14 protein-coding genes and 1 pseudogene are annotated in these 16,409 nt (G+C 75.8%); 9 read left to right on the forward strand and 6 right to left on the reverse strand.

The features are described 5' to 3' along the window. A pseudogene (locus LG632_RS13035) lies at positions 1–801 on the forward strand (hypothetical protein); the annotation flags it as partial. 90 nt (positions 802–891) lie between these two features. Further along, on the forward strand, positions 892–1,452 hold the full coding sequence (locus tag LG632_RS13040) for a hypothetical protein (protein ID WP_226727183.1): 561 nt from the start codon (positions 892–894) through the stop codon (positions 1,450–1,452). Positions 1,453–1,466: 14 nt separating this feature from the next. On the opposite strand, the gene LG632_RS13045 is transcribed toward LG632_RS13040, so the two are convergent. The 5 genes from LG632_RS13045 to LG632_RS13065 all read right to left on the reverse strand — a co-directional run bounded on the left by LG632_RS13045 (position 1,467) and on the right by LG632_RS13065 (position 7,408). Next, the gene (locus LG632_RS13045; RefSeq protein ID WP_226727184.1) at positions 1,467–2,900 is read right to left on the reverse strand and encodes a dihydrolipoyl dehydrogenase family protein; all 1,434 of its coding nucleotides are present in this window, start codon (positions 2,898–2,900) and stop codon (positions 1,467–1,469) included. Between the two features lie 96 nt (positions 2,901–2,996). After that, the gene (trxA, locus tag LG632_RS13050) at positions 2,997–3,404 is read right to left on the reverse strand and encodes a thioredoxin (protein ID WP_226727185.1); all 408 of its coding nucleotides are present in this window, start codon (positions 3,402–3,404) and stop codon (positions 2,997–2,999) included. A 71-nt stretch (positions 3,405–3,475) separates the two neighbouring features. After that, a complete protein-coding gene (locus LG632_RS13055; RefSeq protein WP_226727186.1) occupies positions 3,476–4,915 on the reverse strand; it encodes an aldehyde dehydrogenase family protein in 1,440 nt (479 codons plus the stop codon). A 156-nt stretch (positions 4,916–5,071) separates the two neighbouring features. Then, positions 5,072–6,256 carry a thiolase family protein gene (locus LG632_RS13060; RefSeq protein ID WP_226727187.1) on the reverse strand — a complete coding sequence of 395 codons (1,185 nt, stop codon included), beginning with the start codon at positions 6,254–6,256 and terminating at the stop codon, positions 5,072–5,074. 102 nt (positions 6,257–6,358) lie between these two features. After that, complete coding sequence (locus LG632_RS13065; RefSeq protein WP_226727188.1) at positions 6,359–7,408, reverse strand: LacI family DNA-binding transcriptional regulator; 1,050 nt, start codon at positions 7,406–7,408, stop codon at positions 6,359–6,361. A 367-nt stretch (positions 7,409–7,775) separates the two neighbouring features. On the opposite strand from LG632_RS13065, the gene LG632_RS13070 reads away from it, so the two are divergent. The 3 genes from LG632_RS13070 (at position 7,776) to LG632_RS13080 (ending at position 10,968) form a co-directional block, all read left to right on the forward strand. Further along, complete coding sequence (locus LG632_RS13070; RefSeq protein WP_226727189.1) at positions 7,776–9,221, forward strand: amidase; 1,446 nt, start codon at positions 7,776–7,778, stop codon at positions 9,219–9,221. Positions 9,222–9,231: 10 nt separating this feature from the next. After that, positions 9,232–9,681, forward strand: coding sequence for a type II toxin-antitoxin system PemK/MazF family toxin (locus LG632_RS13075; protein WP_226727190.1), 450 nt, complete (start codon positions 9,232–9,234; stop codon positions 9,679–9,681). 63 nt (positions 9,682–9,744) lie between these two features. Further along, positions 9,745–10,968, forward strand: coding sequence for a glycosyltransferase 87 family protein (locus LG632_RS13080; protein WP_308108347.1), 1,224 nt, complete (start codon positions 9,745–9,747; stop codon positions 10,966–10,968). A 52-nt stretch (positions 10,969–11,020) separates the two neighbouring features. Here LG632_RS13080 and LG632_RS13085 read toward each other — a convergent pair whose 3' ends face one another. Beyond that, the gene (locus tag LG632_RS13085; RefSeq protein WP_226727191.1) at positions 11,021–11,854 is read right to left on the reverse strand and encodes a TIGR02452 family protein; all 834 of its coding nucleotides are present in this window, start codon (positions 11,852–11,854) and stop codon (positions 11,021–11,023) included. Positions 11,855–11,986: 132 nt separating this feature from the next. Between LG632_RS13085 and egtA the strand changes: the two genes are divergently transcribed. From egtA to egtD, 4 genes are read left to right on the forward strand one after another with little or no spacing between them, the layout of a single operon-like run. Further along, entirely contained in the window at positions 11,987–13,261 is a 1,275-nt protein-coding gene (egtA, locus tag LG632_RS13090) for an ergothioneine biosynthesis glutamate--cysteine ligase EgtA (protein ID WP_226727192.1), read from the forward strand. Then, positions 13,258–14,577 (forward strand): ergothioneine biosynthesis protein EgtB, encoded by a 1,320-nt coding sequence (gene egtB, locus LG632_RS13095; RefSeq protein ID WP_226727193.1) that lies wholly within the window; start codon positions 13,258–13,260, stop codon positions 14,575–14,577. Before egtA ends, egtB begins: the two co-directional genes overlap by 4 nt. Continuing rightward, positions 14,577–15,335, forward strand: coding sequence for an ergothioneine biosynthesis protein EgtC (gene egtC, locus LG632_RS13100; RefSeq protein ID WP_226727194.1), 759 nt, complete (start codon positions 14,577–14,579; stop codon positions 15,333–15,335). Before egtB ends, egtC begins: the two co-directional genes overlap by 1 nt. Further along, on the forward strand, positions 15,332–16,366 hold the full coding sequence (gene egtD / locus LG632_RS13105; protein WP_308108349.1) for an L-histidine N(alpha)-methyltransferase: 1,035 nt from the start codon (positions 15,332–15,334) through the stop codon (positions 16,364–16,366). The genes egtC and egtD overlap by 4 nt, the downstream gene beginning before the upstream one ends. Positions 16,367–16,409: the final 43 nt, after the last annotated feature.

Raw genomic sequence — 16,409 nt, forward strand, 5'->3', positions numbered from 1 at the left:
CCGCTGGGCACCCCGCCGGGCGGCATGCCCTCCGCCGTGCCTGCCGCGATGCCCGCCGCCCCGCCGACGGTGGCGGTGCCCGCGCCCGCGCGCGGTCGCCGTACGGGCCTGATCGCCCTGGCCGTCGCGGTGGTGCTGGCGGGCGGCGCCCTGGCCGCCGTCCAGTGGCTGCCCGGCGGCTCGGGGTCCGGCTCCGGGAAGGGGAAGGGCTCGGGCGCGTCGCAGGCCCAGGGGTCCACCCCGGCGCCGTCCGGCGCTGCGACGGCGGCCGGCTCGGCGGGCACCACCGGCGGCTCCCGCGGGGCGGGCGGTTCGGCAGGCTCCGGCGACGACGGCCCGGCCGCCGCCGCACCCGAGGGCAGCCTGATCAGCCCGGCCGGGGCGCGGGCCGCGATCGAGGCGTTCCGCAAGGAGACCGGCACGACCACGTTCCTCAACCTGCGCCTGTACGAGGGCTACGTGCTCGCCGACATCCCCGTGACGCCCGGGGCCAAGGCGACGAACTCCTACCGGTACGACAAGGGCAAGGCCAGCCGGTTCGGGGCGAGCGGCCTGCCCGTGCAGCAGGGCAAGCCGCCGATCGACATGACCAAGATCGACTGGGACGCGCTGCCCGCCCTGATGGACCGGTCCCAGCGCGACCTCGGCATCGGCCACCCGAGCATGCGGTACGTGGTCGTCGAGCCGTGGCTGATGGACGGCAGTCCGTCCCTGCGCCCGTACCTCACCGACGAGACCGGCAACGGCGGCTACGTCCACGCCGGCATCGACGGCAAGGTGGTGAAGGTCTACCGCAGCTAGGGCGGCGTCAGCGGCTTCGGCGGTCGCTCCCCTCCCCCGGCGCCGACGCGGGTGGGGGCACGGCGGCTCGGCGGGGTACAGTCGGCCGCCATGTCCCACAGCATCACCCGCGCCGGCGGTCTCGTCCTCGTGCTCTTCAGCCTCCTCCTCGGCCTCTACGGCACGGGCTCCCTCGCCACGGCCGCCGGCCTGAGCGGAACCGGAGGCACCCTGACCGTCACCGGCTGCCGTACGGACGTCTCGTACGGTGACCGGGACCGCGAGGACGACGACCGGCACGCCACGCGCCGCTGCTGGGGGCGCTTCAGCGCCGAGGACGGGTCGGCCGCCGACCCGGAGCACGAACTCGTCAGCGACGAGGCGCGGCCCGGCGACCGGATCGAGGTCCGGGACAACGGCACGATCTACATCGAGCCGGGCGCGGGATCGGTCGCCGGTGCCGCCGCGATCGTCTCGCTGGCCGTCGGCATGGCGCTGTTCGGCGTGCTGATCCTGGTCACCGGCCGCCACCCGCTCCCGAGCCGTCCCGCCCAGGCCCGGGCCTTCGCCACCGCCGTGCGCGCCCTGCCGTTCGGCCGGGGCGTCCTGTTCGCCTGCCTGGGTGCCTGGGCTCTGACGGCGGTCGGGTTCGGGCTGCAGAAGCTCCTCTGACCGCCGGACACCCCCTAGCCCCGGTACGTCTCCAGCAGCCGCAGCCAGATCTCGCTGATGGTCGGGAAGGCGGGGACCGCGTGCCAGAGCCGGTCGATCGGGACCTCACCGGCGACGGCGATCGTGGCGGCGTGCAGCAGTTCGGCGGCGCCGGGTCCGACGAAGGTGGCCCCGACCAGGACCTCGCGGTCCAGGTCGACCACCATCCGGGCCCGGCCGCGGTAGCCGTCGGCGTAGAGCCCGGCCCCGGAGACCTTGCCCAGGTCGTGGTCGACGGCCCGCACGCGCAGCCCCGCGCGCTCGGCGTCGGCCAGGCTCAGGCCGACGGCCGCGGCCTCCGGGTCGGTGAAGACCACCTGCGGCACGGCGGCGGTGTCGGCGGTCGCCACGTGCGCCCCCCACCGCGTGGTGTCCAGGGCGCTCGCCTCGCCCGTGGCGCGCGCCGCGATGGCCGCGCCGGCGATCCGGGCCTGGTACTTGCCCTGGTGGGTCAGCAGGGCGCGGTGGTTGACGTCCCCCACGGCGTACAGCCAGTCGTGTCCGGTGACCCGGCAGCTGTCGTCGACGGCGAGCCAGCCGCCGGGCTCCAGCCCGACGGTCTCCAGGCCGATGTCCTCGGTGCGCGGGGTCCGGCCGGTGGCCATCAGCAGTTCGTCGCCCTCGACGGTCTCGCCGCCTTCGAGGACCACGGTGACCGGCCCGGTGTGCCCGTCGCGGACGACCGCCTCGGCACCGACGCCCGTACGGACCTGCGCACCGGCCTCGCGCAGCGCCTCGGCGACGAGCTCGCCCGCGAAGGGCTCCATGCGCGGCAGCAGGCGCGGCCCCCGGGCGAGCAGGGTGACCCGGGACCCGAGGGCCTGCCAGGCGGTGGCCATCTCCACGGCGACCACCGAGCCGCCCACGATCAGCAGCCGGCCCGGCACGTGCCGGGCCGAGGTGGCCTCCCGGCTGGTCCAGGGCCGGACCCCGGCGATCCCGGGGAGGTCGGGGATCAGCGCCCGGCTGCCGGTGGCGACGACCACGGCGTGCCGGGCGGTCAGCAGGTGCTGCTCGCCCTCGGGGCCGGCGACGGCGACCTGCCGGGCGCCGCGCAGCCGGCCGTGGCCGCGGTAGAGGTCGGCGCCGACGGAGTCGAGCCAGTCCAGCTGGCCGTCGTCCTTCCAGTCGCCGGTCCAGTAGTCGCGGTGGGCGAGGACCGCCGCCGTGTCCAGGGGGCCCGAGACGGCCCGGGCGAGCCCGGGCACGCGGCGGGCGTCGGCGCGGGCGAGCGCCGGGCGGAGCAGCGCCTTGCTGGGGATGCAGGCCCAGTACGAGCATTCGCCGCCGACGAGTTCGCTCTCCACCACCGCCGTGCTCAGCCCGGCGGCGCGGGTCCGGTCCACGATGTTCTCGCCGGCCGGGCCCGCGCCCAGCACCACCACGTCGTACTCCACCGCTCGCGTCATGCGGCCCAGTCTCGCCGCTGGGCAGGGACCCGCCAAGCGATCTCCCGCATCCGGCGTGCCGGGACCGTCGCGCGGCCCGGTCCGCGGCGGCGGGGCCTACGCCTCGGCCCGGCCGTCCTGGGACTTCGCCTGGGCCTCGGCCTGCGCCTGGAGTTCGGCGATCTTGCCGCGGACCTCGTCCATGTCCACGGCGCGGGCCTGGCCGATGACGTCCTCCAGCATCGGCGCGGGCAGGGCGCCGGGCTGCGCGTAGATGGCCACCTGGTCCCGGATGATCATCAGCGTCGGGATCGAGCGGATGTCGAAGGCAGCGGCCAGTTCCTGCTGCGCCTCGGTGTCGACCTTGGCGAAGACCAGGTCGGGGTGGGTCTCCGAGGCCCTCTCGAAGACCGGCGCGAAGCCCCGGCACGGACCGCACCACTCCGCCCAGAAGTCGATCAGCACGAAGTCGTTCTCGCTGACCGTCCGGTCGAAGTTCTCCTTGGTGAGCTCGATGGTTGCCACGGTGTCCAGACCTCCAAAGTCTTGCCTCTGCCCCATGGAACGAACGAACCGGGTCCGGCATTCCGCCCGGGCTAGAAGGGGTGCCCGGCCGGGGTGCGGCGCGAGGTGGTCCACCGCAGTTCGGTGAAGGCCTCCAGGTTCGCCTCACCGCCGAAGCGGGCGCCGGTGCCGGAGGCCCCGAGCCCTCCGAAGGGGGCGACGGCCTCGTCGTTGACGGTCTGGTCGTTGATGTGCGCGATGCCGGTCGGGATCCGCTCGGCCAGTTCCAGCGCGCGGCCGGTGTCCGGGGTGACGATGCCCAGGGAGAGCCCGTACGGCCCGGCCGAGGCCAGGGCCACCGCCTCGTCCTCGGTGGCGAAGGAGCGCACGGGTGCCACGGGGCCGAAGACCTCCTCGGCGTAGGCGGGGGTGTCGTCCGCGACCCCGGCCAGGACCGTCGGGCGGTAGAAGAGGTCGTCGTACGTGCCGCCGGTGACCAGCTTGGCGCCCTGCTCGGTGCTGGCCTCGACCAGGGCGTGCACCCGCTCCCGCTGGGTCCGGTCGATCAGCGGCCCGAGGTGGACCTGCTCGCGGAAGGGGTCGCCGACCGCCAGCGTGTCGGCCTTGGCCGCGAGGCGTTCGACGTACTCGTCGTAGAGCGAGGAGTGCACCAGGTGGCGGCCCGCGGTCATGCAGATCTGACCCTGGTGGAAGAACGCGCCCCAGGAGGCCTGGGCGACCGCGGCCTCGACGTCGGCGTCGCGCAGCACGACGAGTGCCGAGTTGCCGCCGAGCTCCAGGTGGGCCCGCTTGAGGTGACGGCCCGCCAGCTCGCCCACCCGGCGGCCGGTGGCGGTGGACCCGGTGAACGAGACGATCCGGACGTGCGGATCGGTGACCAGTGCCTGACCGGTGGCGGCGTCGCCGGGCAGGACGTGCAGCAGCCCGCCGGGCAGTCCGGCGGCGGCGAGGACCGCGGCGAGCGCGAGGCCGCCGCAGACGGCGGTGCGCCGGTCCGGCTTGAGCAGCACGGCGTTGCCGAGGGCGAGGGCCGGCGCGACCGAGCGGACGGCCAGCACCAGCGGCACGTTGAAGGGGGCTATGACGCCCACGACCCCGGCCGGGACCCGGCGGGTCCACGACAGCCGGGGCGCCTCGCTCGGCAGCACCTGCCCGGTGGGGCGGGAGGCGAGCGCGGCGGCCTCGTAGCACTCCTGAGCGGCGACGGACAGCTCGAAGTCCGCCTTGCCGGGCAGGGACCCGGACTCGCGGACCAGCCAGGTGCGCAGTTCCTCGGCGTGCGCGGCGAACAGGTCGCCGGCGCGGCGCAGTACGGCGGCCCGCTCGACGTGGGTCGCCCGCGCCCAGTCCTGCTGCGCGGCCCGCGCGCGCAGGGCGGCCTCGGCGACGTCGGGGGGCGCGGCGAGGTCGAGGGTGGCCAGGGTCCGGCCGGTCGCGGGTTCGAGGACCGGGGCGGTACCGCCGCGGAGCGTCGGTCCGTCCTGCCAGATGGTGGGGTCGAGGAGCGGCATGGTGCGGGGCCTCCGGAAGGCACGGGGCGGGGGGTGGCGGGCCAGCCGCCATGCTGCCAGACCGGAGGTCCCGATTCTCTTCTGTTATAGGGCAGTTGAGGCGGCAGGTGACCGGAAACGATCGACGTCGCCGCGCGTGCGGACGCCCGCCCGCGCTCAGCGCTCCAGGACGAGCGCGATGCCCTGTCCCACGCCGATGCACAGCGCCGCGAGCGCGGTGCCGGAGCCGGCCGCCGCGAGCTGGTGGGCGGCGGAGCCCGCGAGCCGGGCCCCGGAGGCGCCCAGCGGGTGGCCGATCGCGATGGCGCCGCCGCGCGGGTTGACCAGCGCCGGGTCCAGCTCGGGCCACGCCGCGAGACAGCCCAGCGCCTGGGCGGCGAAGGCCTCGTTGAGCTCGAAGGCGGTCAGGTCGCCGAAGCCGCGGCCGGCCTTGGCGAGCGCCCGCTCGACCGCGTCGACGGGTCCCAGCCCGAACAGGTGCGGCTCGATGCCGGTCACGGCCGAGGCGCGGATCCGGGCCAGCGGTTCGCGTCCGGTGGCGGCGAGGCCCGCCTCGTCGGTGAGCAGCAGGGCGGCGGCGCCGTCGTTGAGCGGCGAGGAGTTGGCGGCGGTCACCGTGCCGTCGGGGCGGAAGGCGGGCTTCAGGCGGGCCAGCGCCTCGGGGGTGGAGCCCTCGCGGATGCATTCGTCGCGTACGAGGTCCACCCCGTCCAGGGGGACCACCTCGCCGTCGTAGTGCCCGGCGGCCCAGGCCTCGGCGGCCTTGCGGTGGCTGTCGAGGGCGAAGGCGTCCTGCGCGGCGCGGTCGATGCCGTACTTGTCGGCGATCAGCTCCGCGCCCTCACCCAGGGAGACGGTCCATTCCTGGGGCATGCGCGGGTTGGTCATCCGCCAGCCCAGCGCCGTGGACCACATCTGCTGGTGGGTTGCGGGGTAGGCGCGCTCGGGCTTCTGCACCACCCAGGGCGCGCGGGTCATGGACTCCACGCCTCCTGCGACGGCCACCGAGGCGTCACCGAGGGCGATGGCGCGGGCGGCCTGGATCACGGCCTCCAGGCCGGAGCCGCAGAGCCGGTTGACGGTGACGCCGGGCACGGTCACGGGCAGCCCGGCGAGCAGCACGGCCATCCGGGCCACGTCCCGGTTGTCCTCGCCGGCGCCGTTGGCGTCGCCGAAGACGACGTCGTCGATGCGGGCGGGGTCCAGCTCGGGCGTGCGGTCGACCAGGGCCCGTACGACGTGGGCGGCGAGGTCGTCGGGCCGTACTCCGGCGAGGGCGCCGCCGAACTTGCCGATGGGGGTCCGTACGGCGTCGACGATGTACACGTCGCGGATGCTCATGGGGGTCTCCTGGGCGGATCCGTGCAGGCGCGCCGGTGGGCGCGCCCGCAGTCTCCGTCCCCCGATCACGGCCTGTCAACGCCTGCCCGGGGGTCCCGGTGATCAGCCCGATTCGCGCACGACGGCGACCGCCGCCATCGGACCGTGCTGCTCCGGCGCCTCCTCGGGCTCGCGCACGGCCCGGTCCACCAGGGCGGCCAGGTGCTCGCCGGTCGGCATCTCGATCCGCACGGTGCTCAGCCGGGGCCGCAGCAACCGGCCGAGCAGCAGGTCGTCGGCGCCCATGACGGCCACGTCGTCGGGGACCCGGAGCCCCTCGTCCTGCAGGGCCCGCATCAGCAGCATCGCGTACTCGTCGTTGTACGCGAAGACGGCGTCGAGGCCGAGCGAGCGGAAGCGCCGGGCCAACGCGCCCGCGGAGGGTTCGGTGTACGCCAGCGGCAGCGCCTCGACCTCGGCGCCGGGCACCGACCGGGCGCCGGCCAGCCGGGGCGCGGAGAACAGCTCCAGCCCGGGCTCCTCGGGGACCACCACGCCGATCCGGCGGTGGCCGCGGGCCACGAGGTGGGCGGCGGCCACCGCGCCGACCTCGCGCTGGTCCATGACGAGCGCGTGCGCGCCGGGCACCCCCACCGGTCCGAGGGTGAGGACGGCCTTGGCGCCGGCCCGCTTGAGGGTGGCCACGTTGCGGGCGCTGAGCAGGGTCTCACCGAAGGAGATCACCGCGACCGGGCGCAGCTCGGCCCAGGCGCGGGCGGCCTGGTCGCCGCTGAGGCCGAGGCTGCCGTACTGCACGACGGTGTAGTCCAGGCGGCGCAGGGCCCACTGGAGGTCGCCCAGGAAGGTGCCGTACAGCGGGCCGGCCGGGACGTGGGAGGTCGGCAGCAGCACGATCCGGGTGTGCCCGGCACGCAGGGTGCGGGCGGCGGCGTGCGGGACGTAGCCCAGTTCCTCGGCGGCCTCGCGGACCTTGCGGCGCGTCGGCTCGCTGATGCGGACGGCCTCGGCGTTGTTGAGGACGTAGCTGACCGTCGCCCGCGAGACGCCGGCCAGGCGCGCCACGTCGGCGCTGGTGGGGACGGGAGCCGCCGGAGCCGGGCGGGTCGGCCGGGAGGGCGGGGGCGGCTTCGGCGGGTTCGGTGACTGTGACATTGCCGTGGCATCCTTCCAGACCGCCCGCGCCGGGAGCCCGGCGGATGGCCGGAACCCGAACCGGCTCCGGCGGCGGCGCCTTTGCCGCCGCGACCGCGGTTGCGCCCCGTCGGCCGTGGGGTGCCCGGCGACCGCGCTGCTCGTCGGCCGCGCCGCGCCGTACGCGCTCCCCGCCGGCGTCACGGGGGTGCTGCGCGCGCTCCGGGGCGAGGAGATCGGCCCGGCGGACGAGGATGCGCAATTCGGCGCGATCGTGGCGGCGGCGGGCCGTGCGGCGGTCGCGGGTCCCGATCCTGGCCCTCCTCGGACCTCCCCCGCTACTGTCGCCCTACCGAACGGTAACAGGGGAGGTCCGGTGTCGGGTTCCATGCCTCGCGGCCTGCAGGAGTCGGTCCGCGCACTCGCCGAAGGCGAGGTGACCTCACGGGAGTTGACCGAGTCCTGCCTGACGCGGATCGAGGCAGCGCAGCCCGTGCTGGGCGCCTTCCGCATCGTCCGCGCGGCGGCGGCCCTGGCCGAGGCCGACGCGGCGGACCGGCGGCTCGCCGCCGGTGAACGGCTGCCGCTGCTCGGCGTGCCGCTCGCGGTGAAGGACGACATGGACGTGGCCGGACTGCCGACCGCCTTCGGCTGCCCGGGCGACTTCCCGCCGAAGCTCGCCGACAGCGAGGCGGTACGCCGGCTGCGCGCGGCCGGCGCCGTGATCGTCGGCAAGACCACGACCCCGGAGCTGGGGCAGTGGCCGTTCACCGAGGGCCCGGCCTTCGGCGCCACGCGCAACCCGTGGGACCCCGAGCGCACACCCGGCGGCTCCTCGGGCGGGTCCGCGGCGGCGGTCGCGGCCGGGCTGGTGCCGGCGGCGCTCGGCTCGGACGGCGCCGGCTCGGTCCGGATCCCCGCCGCCTGGACCCACCTGGTGGGGATCAAGCCGCAGCGCGGGCGCGTGTCGACCTGGCCGGAGCCGGAGTCGTTCCGCGGGCTGACCGTCAACGGCGTGCTGGCCCGCACGGTCGCCGACGCGGCCCTGCTGCTCGACGCGGCGGCAGGCCCGCACCCGGGCGACCTGCACCGGCCGGCGCCGGTCGACGCGAGCGCGGCGGCCCGGCGGACCCCGCGCCGGCTGCGGATCGCCCTGTCCTTCGGGATGGCCTTCACCGCGACCCCCAAGTCCCTGGACCCGGTGGTGCGTACGGCGGTGGAGCGGCTGGCCGCGCGACTGGAGGGGCTCGGGCACGAGGTGGTGCCCGAGGACCCGCGGTACGGGCAGATCGGCCTGACCTTCGTGCCCCGCGCGACCCGCGGCGTGCTCGACTGGCGGGCGCGGGTGCCCGATCCGGCGCTGCTGGACCCGCGCACGCACGAGGCGATGCGGACCGGGCGGCTGCTGGGCGGGCTGCCGCTGCGGGTGGCCCGCCGGGCCGAGGCACTGCTCCAGCACCGGATCGGGGAGATCTTCGGCCGGTTCGACGTCGTCCTCACCCCGACCACGGCCACCGGCCCGCTGCGGATCGGCCAACTGGCCGGGCTCGGCGCGCTGGACACGGACCGGGCGATGATCGCCACCTGCCCGTACGCGTGGACGTGGAACGTCCTGGGCTGGCCCGGGGTCAACGTGCCGGCCGGTTTCACCCCGGAGGGGCTGCCCCTGGGCGCCCAGCTCCTGGGCCCCGCCGACTCCGAACCGCTGCTGATCTCGCTGGCGGCCCAACTGGAGGCCGACCAGCAGTGGTCCGCCCGTTGGCCACCGCTGGCCGCGCGAACGAGTCGGACCGGCCGCGCGCCGGACCGTGCGCGGGGGACGGCCGAGGCCTAGCGTGTGCGGGATGACGGCACTCTCCGACCACGTCGACCAGCCCGGCCGCTCCGGCTCCGGCGCCACCACCGAGGCCGACGCGCACGCCATCGGGCCGGTGCGCACCTCGTACGCCCCCGACCACGACGGCGACCCCGACCCGGGCGAGATCGTCTGGACCTGGGTGCCGTACGAGGAGAACGACGGGCGCGGCAAGGACCGGCCGGTGCTCGTCGTGGCCCGGGAGCCGGCGGGCACGGTGCTGGCGGTGCAGCTGTCGAGCAGGCGGCACGACGGCGACCGGGAGTGGGTCCCGCTCGGCAGCGGGCCGTGGGACCGGTCCGGGCGGGCGTCCTGGGTGGCCGTGGACCGGGTGCTGCGGGTCCACGACACCGGCATGCGGCGGGAGGCGTGCGCCCTGGACCGCGGCCGGTTCCAGCTGGTGGTGAACCGGCTGCGGGAACGGTACGGCTGGCGGTGACCTGCGGCTCGTTGCCGCGCGCTGCTCTACTGATCACGCTCGGCGTCCGCTAGGGTCACGCGAGTGATCCGGAGACTCACCTCCATCTGCCCGCCGCGCGCCCGGCGACCCGTCCTGGTCCTGCTGCTCGCGACCTCGCTCCTGGCGATGTCGGCGTTCTTCCTGCTCGACCGGTTCCCGATGGTCGACACCCTCGTGTACCGCGCCGAGGGTGCGGCCGTCGCCGACGGCACGGACCTGTACGGCTTCCGCGTCACGGAGGGGAAGCTGGCGGCGACGTACCCGCCGTTCGCGGCCATCCTCTTCGTGCCGACGACCTGGCTGCCGGTGGGTCTGCTCAAGGCCGCCTTCTTCGCCGGGAACGTGGCCCTGCTGGCGCTGCTGGTCGTGCTGTCCTGGCGGTTCGCCGGACTGCCCCGGCGCAAGGGGCTGATGGTGGCGGCGGTCGCGGCGGCGCTGTGGCTGGAGCCGGTGTTCCAGACGCTGTTCTTCGGCCAGGTCAACCTGGCCCTGGCCTGCCTGATCCTGTGGGACCTCGGCCGGGACGACCGGGCGCCGGGCAAGGGCGTCGCCCTGGGCGTGGCCGCGGGCATCAAGCTGACGCCCGCCGTGTTCATCGTCTACCTGCTCGTCACGGGCCGGATCAAGGCGGGCCTGACCGCCCTGGCGGCGTTCGCCGGATCGGTCCTGCTGGGGGTGTTCGTCCTGCCCGGCGCGAGCGTGGACTTCTGGACCCGCCGGCTGTTCGAGACCGACCGGGTGGGCAAGACCTGGATCATCGACAACCAGTCCCTCCAGGGCCTGGTCACCCGGGTGCTGCACACGACCGACTCCGGCTGGGTCTGGCCGCTGGCGGCGGCCGTCTGCGGCGGGGCCGCGCTGTGGCTGGCGCGGCGGGCCCACCTGACGCCCGGCCGGGGCGACCGCTGGGGCGTGACGATCACGGCCGGGACGGCTTTGCTCGTCTCGCCGATCAGCTGGTCGCACCACTTCGTGTGGTGCGTGCCGGTGATCGCCGTGCTGGTGGCCTCGGGCTACCAGCGCACGGCGCTGGCGGTGACCGTCGTGTTCGCCTCCCGCTCGCTGTGGCTCGTGCCCCACCAGGGCGACATGGACCTGCACATGGCCTGGTGGCAGCAGCCGCTCGCGTCCCCGTACGCCGTGGTGACGCTCGTGCTGTTCGCGGCGGCGGCCTGGCAGCTGCGCACGCCCGCGCCGCTCACGGATGCCGCGGTCCCGCGGGCGCAGCCCCGCTCGGCACCGCCGGAGCCGGCCGGCCACCTCTAGGCCGTCCGGGCCGCGGCCCGGCTGCCGCTGCGGGCCGCCCGCTCCCCCTCGGCTACCCCGTCTGCTCCGCGAACGCCGTCTCGAAGGCGCGGCGGGTGGTCCCCTCGCGGTCCAGGACGGCGAACACCACGTGCGCGAACGTCCCCCGGAACCGTCCGGTCAGCAGCCGCCGGAACGCCCCTGCCACCTCGGCGGGGTCGTTCTGGAAGACCCCGCACCCCCAGGCCCCCAGCACCAGGCGCCGGTAGCCGTGCAGTGCGGCCACCTCCAGCACCCGTTCGGCCCGCCGGGCGAGGACGCCGGGGATCTCGTGCGCCCGGTCCGGCTCCTGCCGGCGCACGACGCCCGCGTTGGGCGCCGGGCAGGTGAGGAAGCCGGCCAGGAACGGCTCCTCCAGCAGCTCGCCCCGGTCGTCCCGGAAGACCGGCACCCCGGGCGAGTGGATCACCCGGTCGGTGTAGAGCGCCGAGCGCAGGGCGCGGTGGGCCGCGTAGTACTCCGGGGCCAGCAGCAGCGTCGTGTACAGGGCCGACGCCCGGCACAGCGCCTCCTCCTGGGCCTTGGCCCCGCGCACGTAGCCGCCCCCGGGATTGCGGGCCGAGGCGAAGTTCAGCACCGCGACCGTGCCGTCCGCGGCGAGCCGCCGGGCGGCGACCGTGCTGCTCTCCGGGGTGACCTCGAACCGGGTGGGGCCGGAGGCGGCCACCGTTCCCCGACCGGTCGACTCGCCTGGTTCGACCGGATCCGGCCCGTATATCCTGGTTCCCGCTGTGGCGTCCGTCACAGCGGCGGCGAGGGAGACCTCCCGCCCCGACCGCGTCCGGTACCCACCGGCCGCCACGATCTCCGCGTTGTCCTGCGCGATGGCGCGCAACCTGCTGCTCATCCGGCCATGATTCCGACCGAACGCCCCGGTCGGCAAAGCAGATTCACCGCCCGGAGCACACGATTCCTGTCGCACGGGACGGGTAGGCACGGGTGATGCCACTGGCACCCCCAAGGAATCGAGGAGCCGGTCATGTCCCAGACGTCCCCCCTCGCACCCGCGCGTACCCTCACCGAGACCGCCGCCGAGGACCTGGTCCACGGCATCTGCTTCAAGACCGGCCCGCCGCGCCTGCTCGGCGCCGAACTGGAATGGCTGGTGGTCGACGCCGAGCGTCCGCACCGCCCCCTGACCCCCGACCGGCTCACCGCCGCCCACGACGCGGCCCGCGCGCTGCCGCTGCGCTCCCGGTTCACCGTGGAACCCGGCGGCCAGCTGGAACTGAGCTCACCGCCCGCCGCCTCCCTCGCCCAGTGCCTGGCGGACCTCCAGGAGGACCTGACCGCCGTCCGGGCGACCCTCCGCGAGCAGGGCCTCGTCCTGCGCGGCCTCGGCCGCGACCGCCGCCCCTTCGCCCGCCGGCTGCTCACCGAGCCGCGCTACGAGGCCATGGAGGCGTACTTCGACCGCACCGGCCCGGCCGGCCGGGTCATGATGCGCTCCTCCGCCTCCGTCCAGGTCTGCGTCGACGCCGGCCACGAGGAGCCCGGCCCGTTCGGGTACGCCCGCCGCTGGCGCCTCGCCCACCTGCTGGGCGCCGTCCTGGTCGCCGCCTTCGCCAACTCCCCCGGGCAGGGCCCGTACACCGGCTGGCGGTGCGCGCGCCAGGCCCTGTGGGAGGCCCTCGACCGGCGCCGGGCGCTGGCCCCGCCGCTCGACGCGCCGCCCCGGGCGGGCTGGGTCCGGCACGCGCTGGACACCGAGGTGATGTGCGTCCGTTCCGACGGCCCCGACCCCTGGCCGGTGCCCCGCGGGCTGACCTTCCGCGACTGGCTGCGCACCGGCGGCCCCCGCCCGCCCACCGCCGAGGACCTCGACTACCACCTGACCACCCTGTTCCCGCCCGTCCGGCCGCGCGGCCACCTGGAGCTGCGCATGATCGACGCGCAGCCCGGGGACGACGGCTGGCTGGTGCCGGTGGCCGTCGTGCACGCCCTGTTCGACGACCCCGAGGCCGCCGGGACCGCGTACCGGGTCACCGAGGCGCTCTCCGGCACGTACGGCGACCGGCCGGCCCCCCGCAACCCGCTCTGGCGCGCCGCGGCCCGCCACGGCACGGCCCACCCGCAGCTGCGCGAGGCCGCCACCGCCTGCTTCCTGGCCGCCGCCGAGGCCCTGCCCCGGCTCGGCGCGCCGCCCGAGGCCGTGGCGGCGGTGGCCGAGTTCACCGGACGCTACGTCCTGCGCGGGCGCTGCCCGGCCGACGATCCCCAGGACCTGTCCACCGGGAAGGAGGCCCGCGCATGACCGCCGAAGCCGTCCGCCCGGCCGAACCGTCCTTGCGCGAACGCGCCCTGACCGCGCTGACCGCCGCCCGTGCCCGCACCCGGCTGCTGACCGACGCGGTCACCGACGAGGACCTGACCGCCCAGCACTCCCCGCTGATGTCGCCGCTGGTGTGGGACCTCGCGCACATCGGCAACCAGGAGGAGCTCTGGCTGCTGCGCAACGTCGCCGGACGCGACCCCCTGCACCCGGAGATCGACCCGCTCTACGACGCCTTCGCCCATCCGCGCGCCGAGCGGCCCCGGCTGCCCCTGCTGGGCCCGGCCGAGGCCCGCCGGTACGCGGCGGAGGTGCGCGGCCGGGTCTTCGACGTGCTGGCGGCGACGCCGCTGGAGGGAACCCCGCTGCTGGACTCGGCGTTCGCCTTCGGGATGATCGCCCAGCACGAGCAGCAGCACGACGAGACCATGCTGATCACCCACCAGCTGCGGCGCGGTGAACCGGTGCTCTCCGCGCCCGACCCCGATCCCCCGGCCGGCCCGCCCCCGGCGGTGCGCGAGGTCCTGGTACCGGCCGGGCCGTTCACCATGGGCACCTCCACCGAGCCGTGGGCGCTGGACAACGAACGGCCGGCGCACCGGCGCGAGACGGCCGCCTTCTGGATCGACACCGTCCCGGTGACCTGCGCCGACTACCGGGCGTTCGTCACCGACGGCGGCTACCACGAGCGTTCGTGGTGGGCGCCGGAGGGCTGGGAGCAGATCCGCAAGCACGGCATCGAGGCCCCGCTGTTCTGGCACCGGGAAGGGACGGTGTGGCTGCGCCGCCGGTTCGGGGTGACGGAGCCGGTGCCGGACGACGAACCGGTCCTGCACGTCAGCTGGTACGAGGCGGACGCCTACGCCCGGTGGGCCGGCCGGCGGCTGCCCACCGAGGCCGAGTGGGAGAAGGCCGCCCGGCACGACCCGGCGACCGGCCGCTCCACGCGCTACCCGTGGGGTGACGCCGACCCCACCCCGGCGCACGCCAACCTCGGCCAGCGCCATCTGCGTCCGGCCCCGGCGGGCAGCTATCCGGCGGGCGCCTCGCCGCTGGGCGTACGGCAGCTGATCGGTGACGTGTGGGAGTGGACGGCCAGCGACTTCCTGCCGTACCCGGGCTTCCGGGCCTTCCCGTACCGGGAGTACTCGGAGGTCTTCTTCGGCCCGGCCCACAAGGTGCTGCGCGGCGGCTCGTTCGCGGTGGACCCGGTGGCCTGCCGGGGCACGTTCCGCAACTGGGACCTGCCGGTGCGCCGGCAGATCTTCGCCGGGTTCCGGACGGCGAGGGATGCCTGATGTGCCGCCATCTCGCCTATGTGGGGCCGCCGGTACCGCTCGGTCGGCTGCTGTCGGACCCCGAGCACGCGCTGGTGCGCCAGTCGTACGCGCCGCGCCGCCAGCGCTACGGCACGGTCAACGCCGACGGTTTCGGGGTCGGCTGGTACGCCGAGGGCGATCCGGTGCCGGCCCGCTACCGCCGCTACGGGCCCGTCTGGGGCGACGAGTCCTTCGCCGACCTCGCCCGCGTGGTGCGCAGCGAGGCGTTCCTGGCCGCCGTGCGCGACGCCACGCTGGCCGGGGCGGACGGCGAGGCGGCGGCGGCGCCGTTCACCGACGGGCCCTGGCTGTTCAGCCACCAGGGGGCGGTCCGGGACTGGCCCGGGTCGGTGGCCCCGCTCGCCGCGGGCCTGCCGCCCGAGGCCCTGCTGCAGCTGACGGCGCGCACCGACTCGGCGCTGGTCTGGGCGCTGGTGCTGCGCCGGTTGCGGGCCGGGGACGACCCGGGCACGGCGCTGGCGGAGCCGGTGCGCGAGCTCGCGGCCGCGGCGCCCGGTTCCCGGCTGAACCTGCTGCTCACGGACGGCAGGACCGTCACCGCGACGGCGTGGGGGGACTCCCTGTGGTACCTGGCCGACCCCGAGGCCGGCCGCACCGTCGTGGCGTCGGAGCCGTACGACGACGACCCGCGCTGGAGCGAGGTGCCCGACCGCACCCTGCTGACGGCCACCCGCACCCGCGTCGCCCTCACCCCGCTCAAGGAGAGCCCGCTGTGAGTGACTTCCAGCTGACCCGCACCCTCGACGAGCACGCCGCCGACACGGCGCTGCGCGCCGACGTCCTGGCGGGGCTCACCCGCACCCCGAAGTCGATCCCGCCCAAGTGGTTCTACGACGCCCGCGGCAGCGAGCTGTTCGAGGAGATCACCCGGCTGCCGGAGTACTACCCGACCCGGGCCGAACGGGAGATCCTGCTGGAGCGCGCCCAGGAGATCGCCGCGGCGACCGGGGCGCGCACCCTGGTGGAGCTGGGCTCGGGCTCCTCGGAGAAGACCCGGCACCTGATCGAGGCGCTGCCGGGGCTCGACACGTACGTCCCGGTGGACGTGAGCGAGAGCGCGCTGGCGGGGGCCGCGGAGGTCCTGCTGGCGGAGCATCCGGGCCTGCGGGTGCACGGCCTGCTGGCCGACTTCACCCGGCCGCTGCACCTGCCGCCGACACCGGGTCCGCGGCTGGTGGTGTTCCTCGGGGGCACCATCGGGAACCTGGTGCCGACCGAGCGGGCGGCGTTCCTCGCGTCGGTCCGGGCGATGCTCTCGCCCGGTGACGCCCTGCTGATGGGCACGGACCTGGTCAAGGACGCCTCCGTGCTGGTGGCGGCGTACGACGACGCCCAAGGGGTGACGGCGGAGTTCAACAAGAACGTGCTGGCCGTCATCGACCGGGAACTGGCCGCGGACTTCCGACCGGAGGACTTCGACCACGTGGCGCTGTGGAACGCCGAGCACGAGTGGATCGAGATGCGGCTGCGGGCCCGGTCGGACATGGTGGTGAAGATCCGGGCCCTGGACCTGGTGGTTCCGGTCGCCGAGGGCGAGGAGATCCTGACGGAGATCTCCGCGAAGTTCCGTCAGGAGGGCGTACGCGCCGAACTCGCCGCGGCCGGCCTGGAGCTGACCCAGTGGTGGACGGACGCGCAAGGGCGCTTCGCGCTGTCGCTGTCGATGGCGGACGGCAGCGTGCGGACCGGCTCCCTGGGCGGGTACGCCACGGCCGGGACGCCCGAGGAGGTGGTGACGGCCGACTGAGCGGCGGCCGCGAGGGCCCGCCGGTCCGCATGCCGGCCCGGCG

Origin of the sequence: Streptomyces antimicrobicus (genome assembly GCF_020532625.1) — a bacterium.
Taxonomy (GTDB): domain Bacteria; phylum Actinomycetota; class Actinomycetes; order Streptomycetales; family Streptomycetaceae; genus Streptomyces; species Streptomyces antimicrobicus.

What these genes read in the sequence shown, in the direction of transcription:
- LG632_RS13040 (WP_226727183.1), top strand. Translation starts at nt 892, where the DNA reads ATGTCCCACAGCATCACCCGCGCCGGCGGTCTCGTCCTCGTGCTCTTC.
- LG632_RS13045 (WP_226727184.1), bottom strand. Translation starts at nt 2,900, where the DNA reads ATGACGCGAGCGGTGGAGTACGACGTGGTGGTGCTGGGCGCGGGCCCG.
- LG632_RS13055 (WP_226727186.1), bottom strand. Translation starts at nt 4,915, where the DNA reads ATGCCGCTCCTCGACCCCACCATCTGGCAGGACGGACCGACGCTCCGC.
- LG632_RS13060 (WP_226727187.1), bottom strand. Translation starts at nt 6,256, where the DNA reads ATGAGCATCCGCGACGTGTACATCGTCGACGCCGTACGGACCCCCATC.
- LG632_RS13065 (WP_226727188.1), bottom strand. Translation starts at nt 7,408, where the DNA reads ATGTCACAGTCACCGAACCCGCCGAAGCCGCCCCCGCCCTCCCGGCCG.
- LG632_RS13070 (WP_226727189.1), top strand. Translation starts at nt 7,776, where the DNA reads ATGCCTCGCGGCCTGCAGGAGTCGGTCCGCGCACTCGCCGAAGGCGAG.
- LG632_RS13075 (WP_226727190.1), top strand. Translation starts at nt 9,232, where the DNA reads ATGACGGCACTCTCCGACCACGTCGACCAGCCCGGCCGCTCCGGCTCC.
- LG632_RS13085 (WP_226727191.1), bottom strand. Translation starts at nt 11,854, where the DNA reads ATGAGCAGCAGGTTGCGCGCCATCGCGCAGGACAACGCGGAGATCGTG.
- egtA (WP_226727192.1), top strand. Translation starts at nt 11,987, where the DNA reads ATGTCCCAGACGTCCCCCCTCGCACCCGCGCGTACCCTCACCGAGACC.
- egtB (WP_226727193.1), top strand. Translation starts at nt 13,258, where the DNA reads ATGACCGCCGAAGCCGTCCGCCCGGCCGAACCGTCCTTGCGCGAACGC.
- egtC (WP_226727194.1), top strand. Translation starts at nt 14,577, where the DNA reads ATGTGCCGCCATCTCGCCTATGTGGGGCCGCCGGTACCGCTCGGTCGG.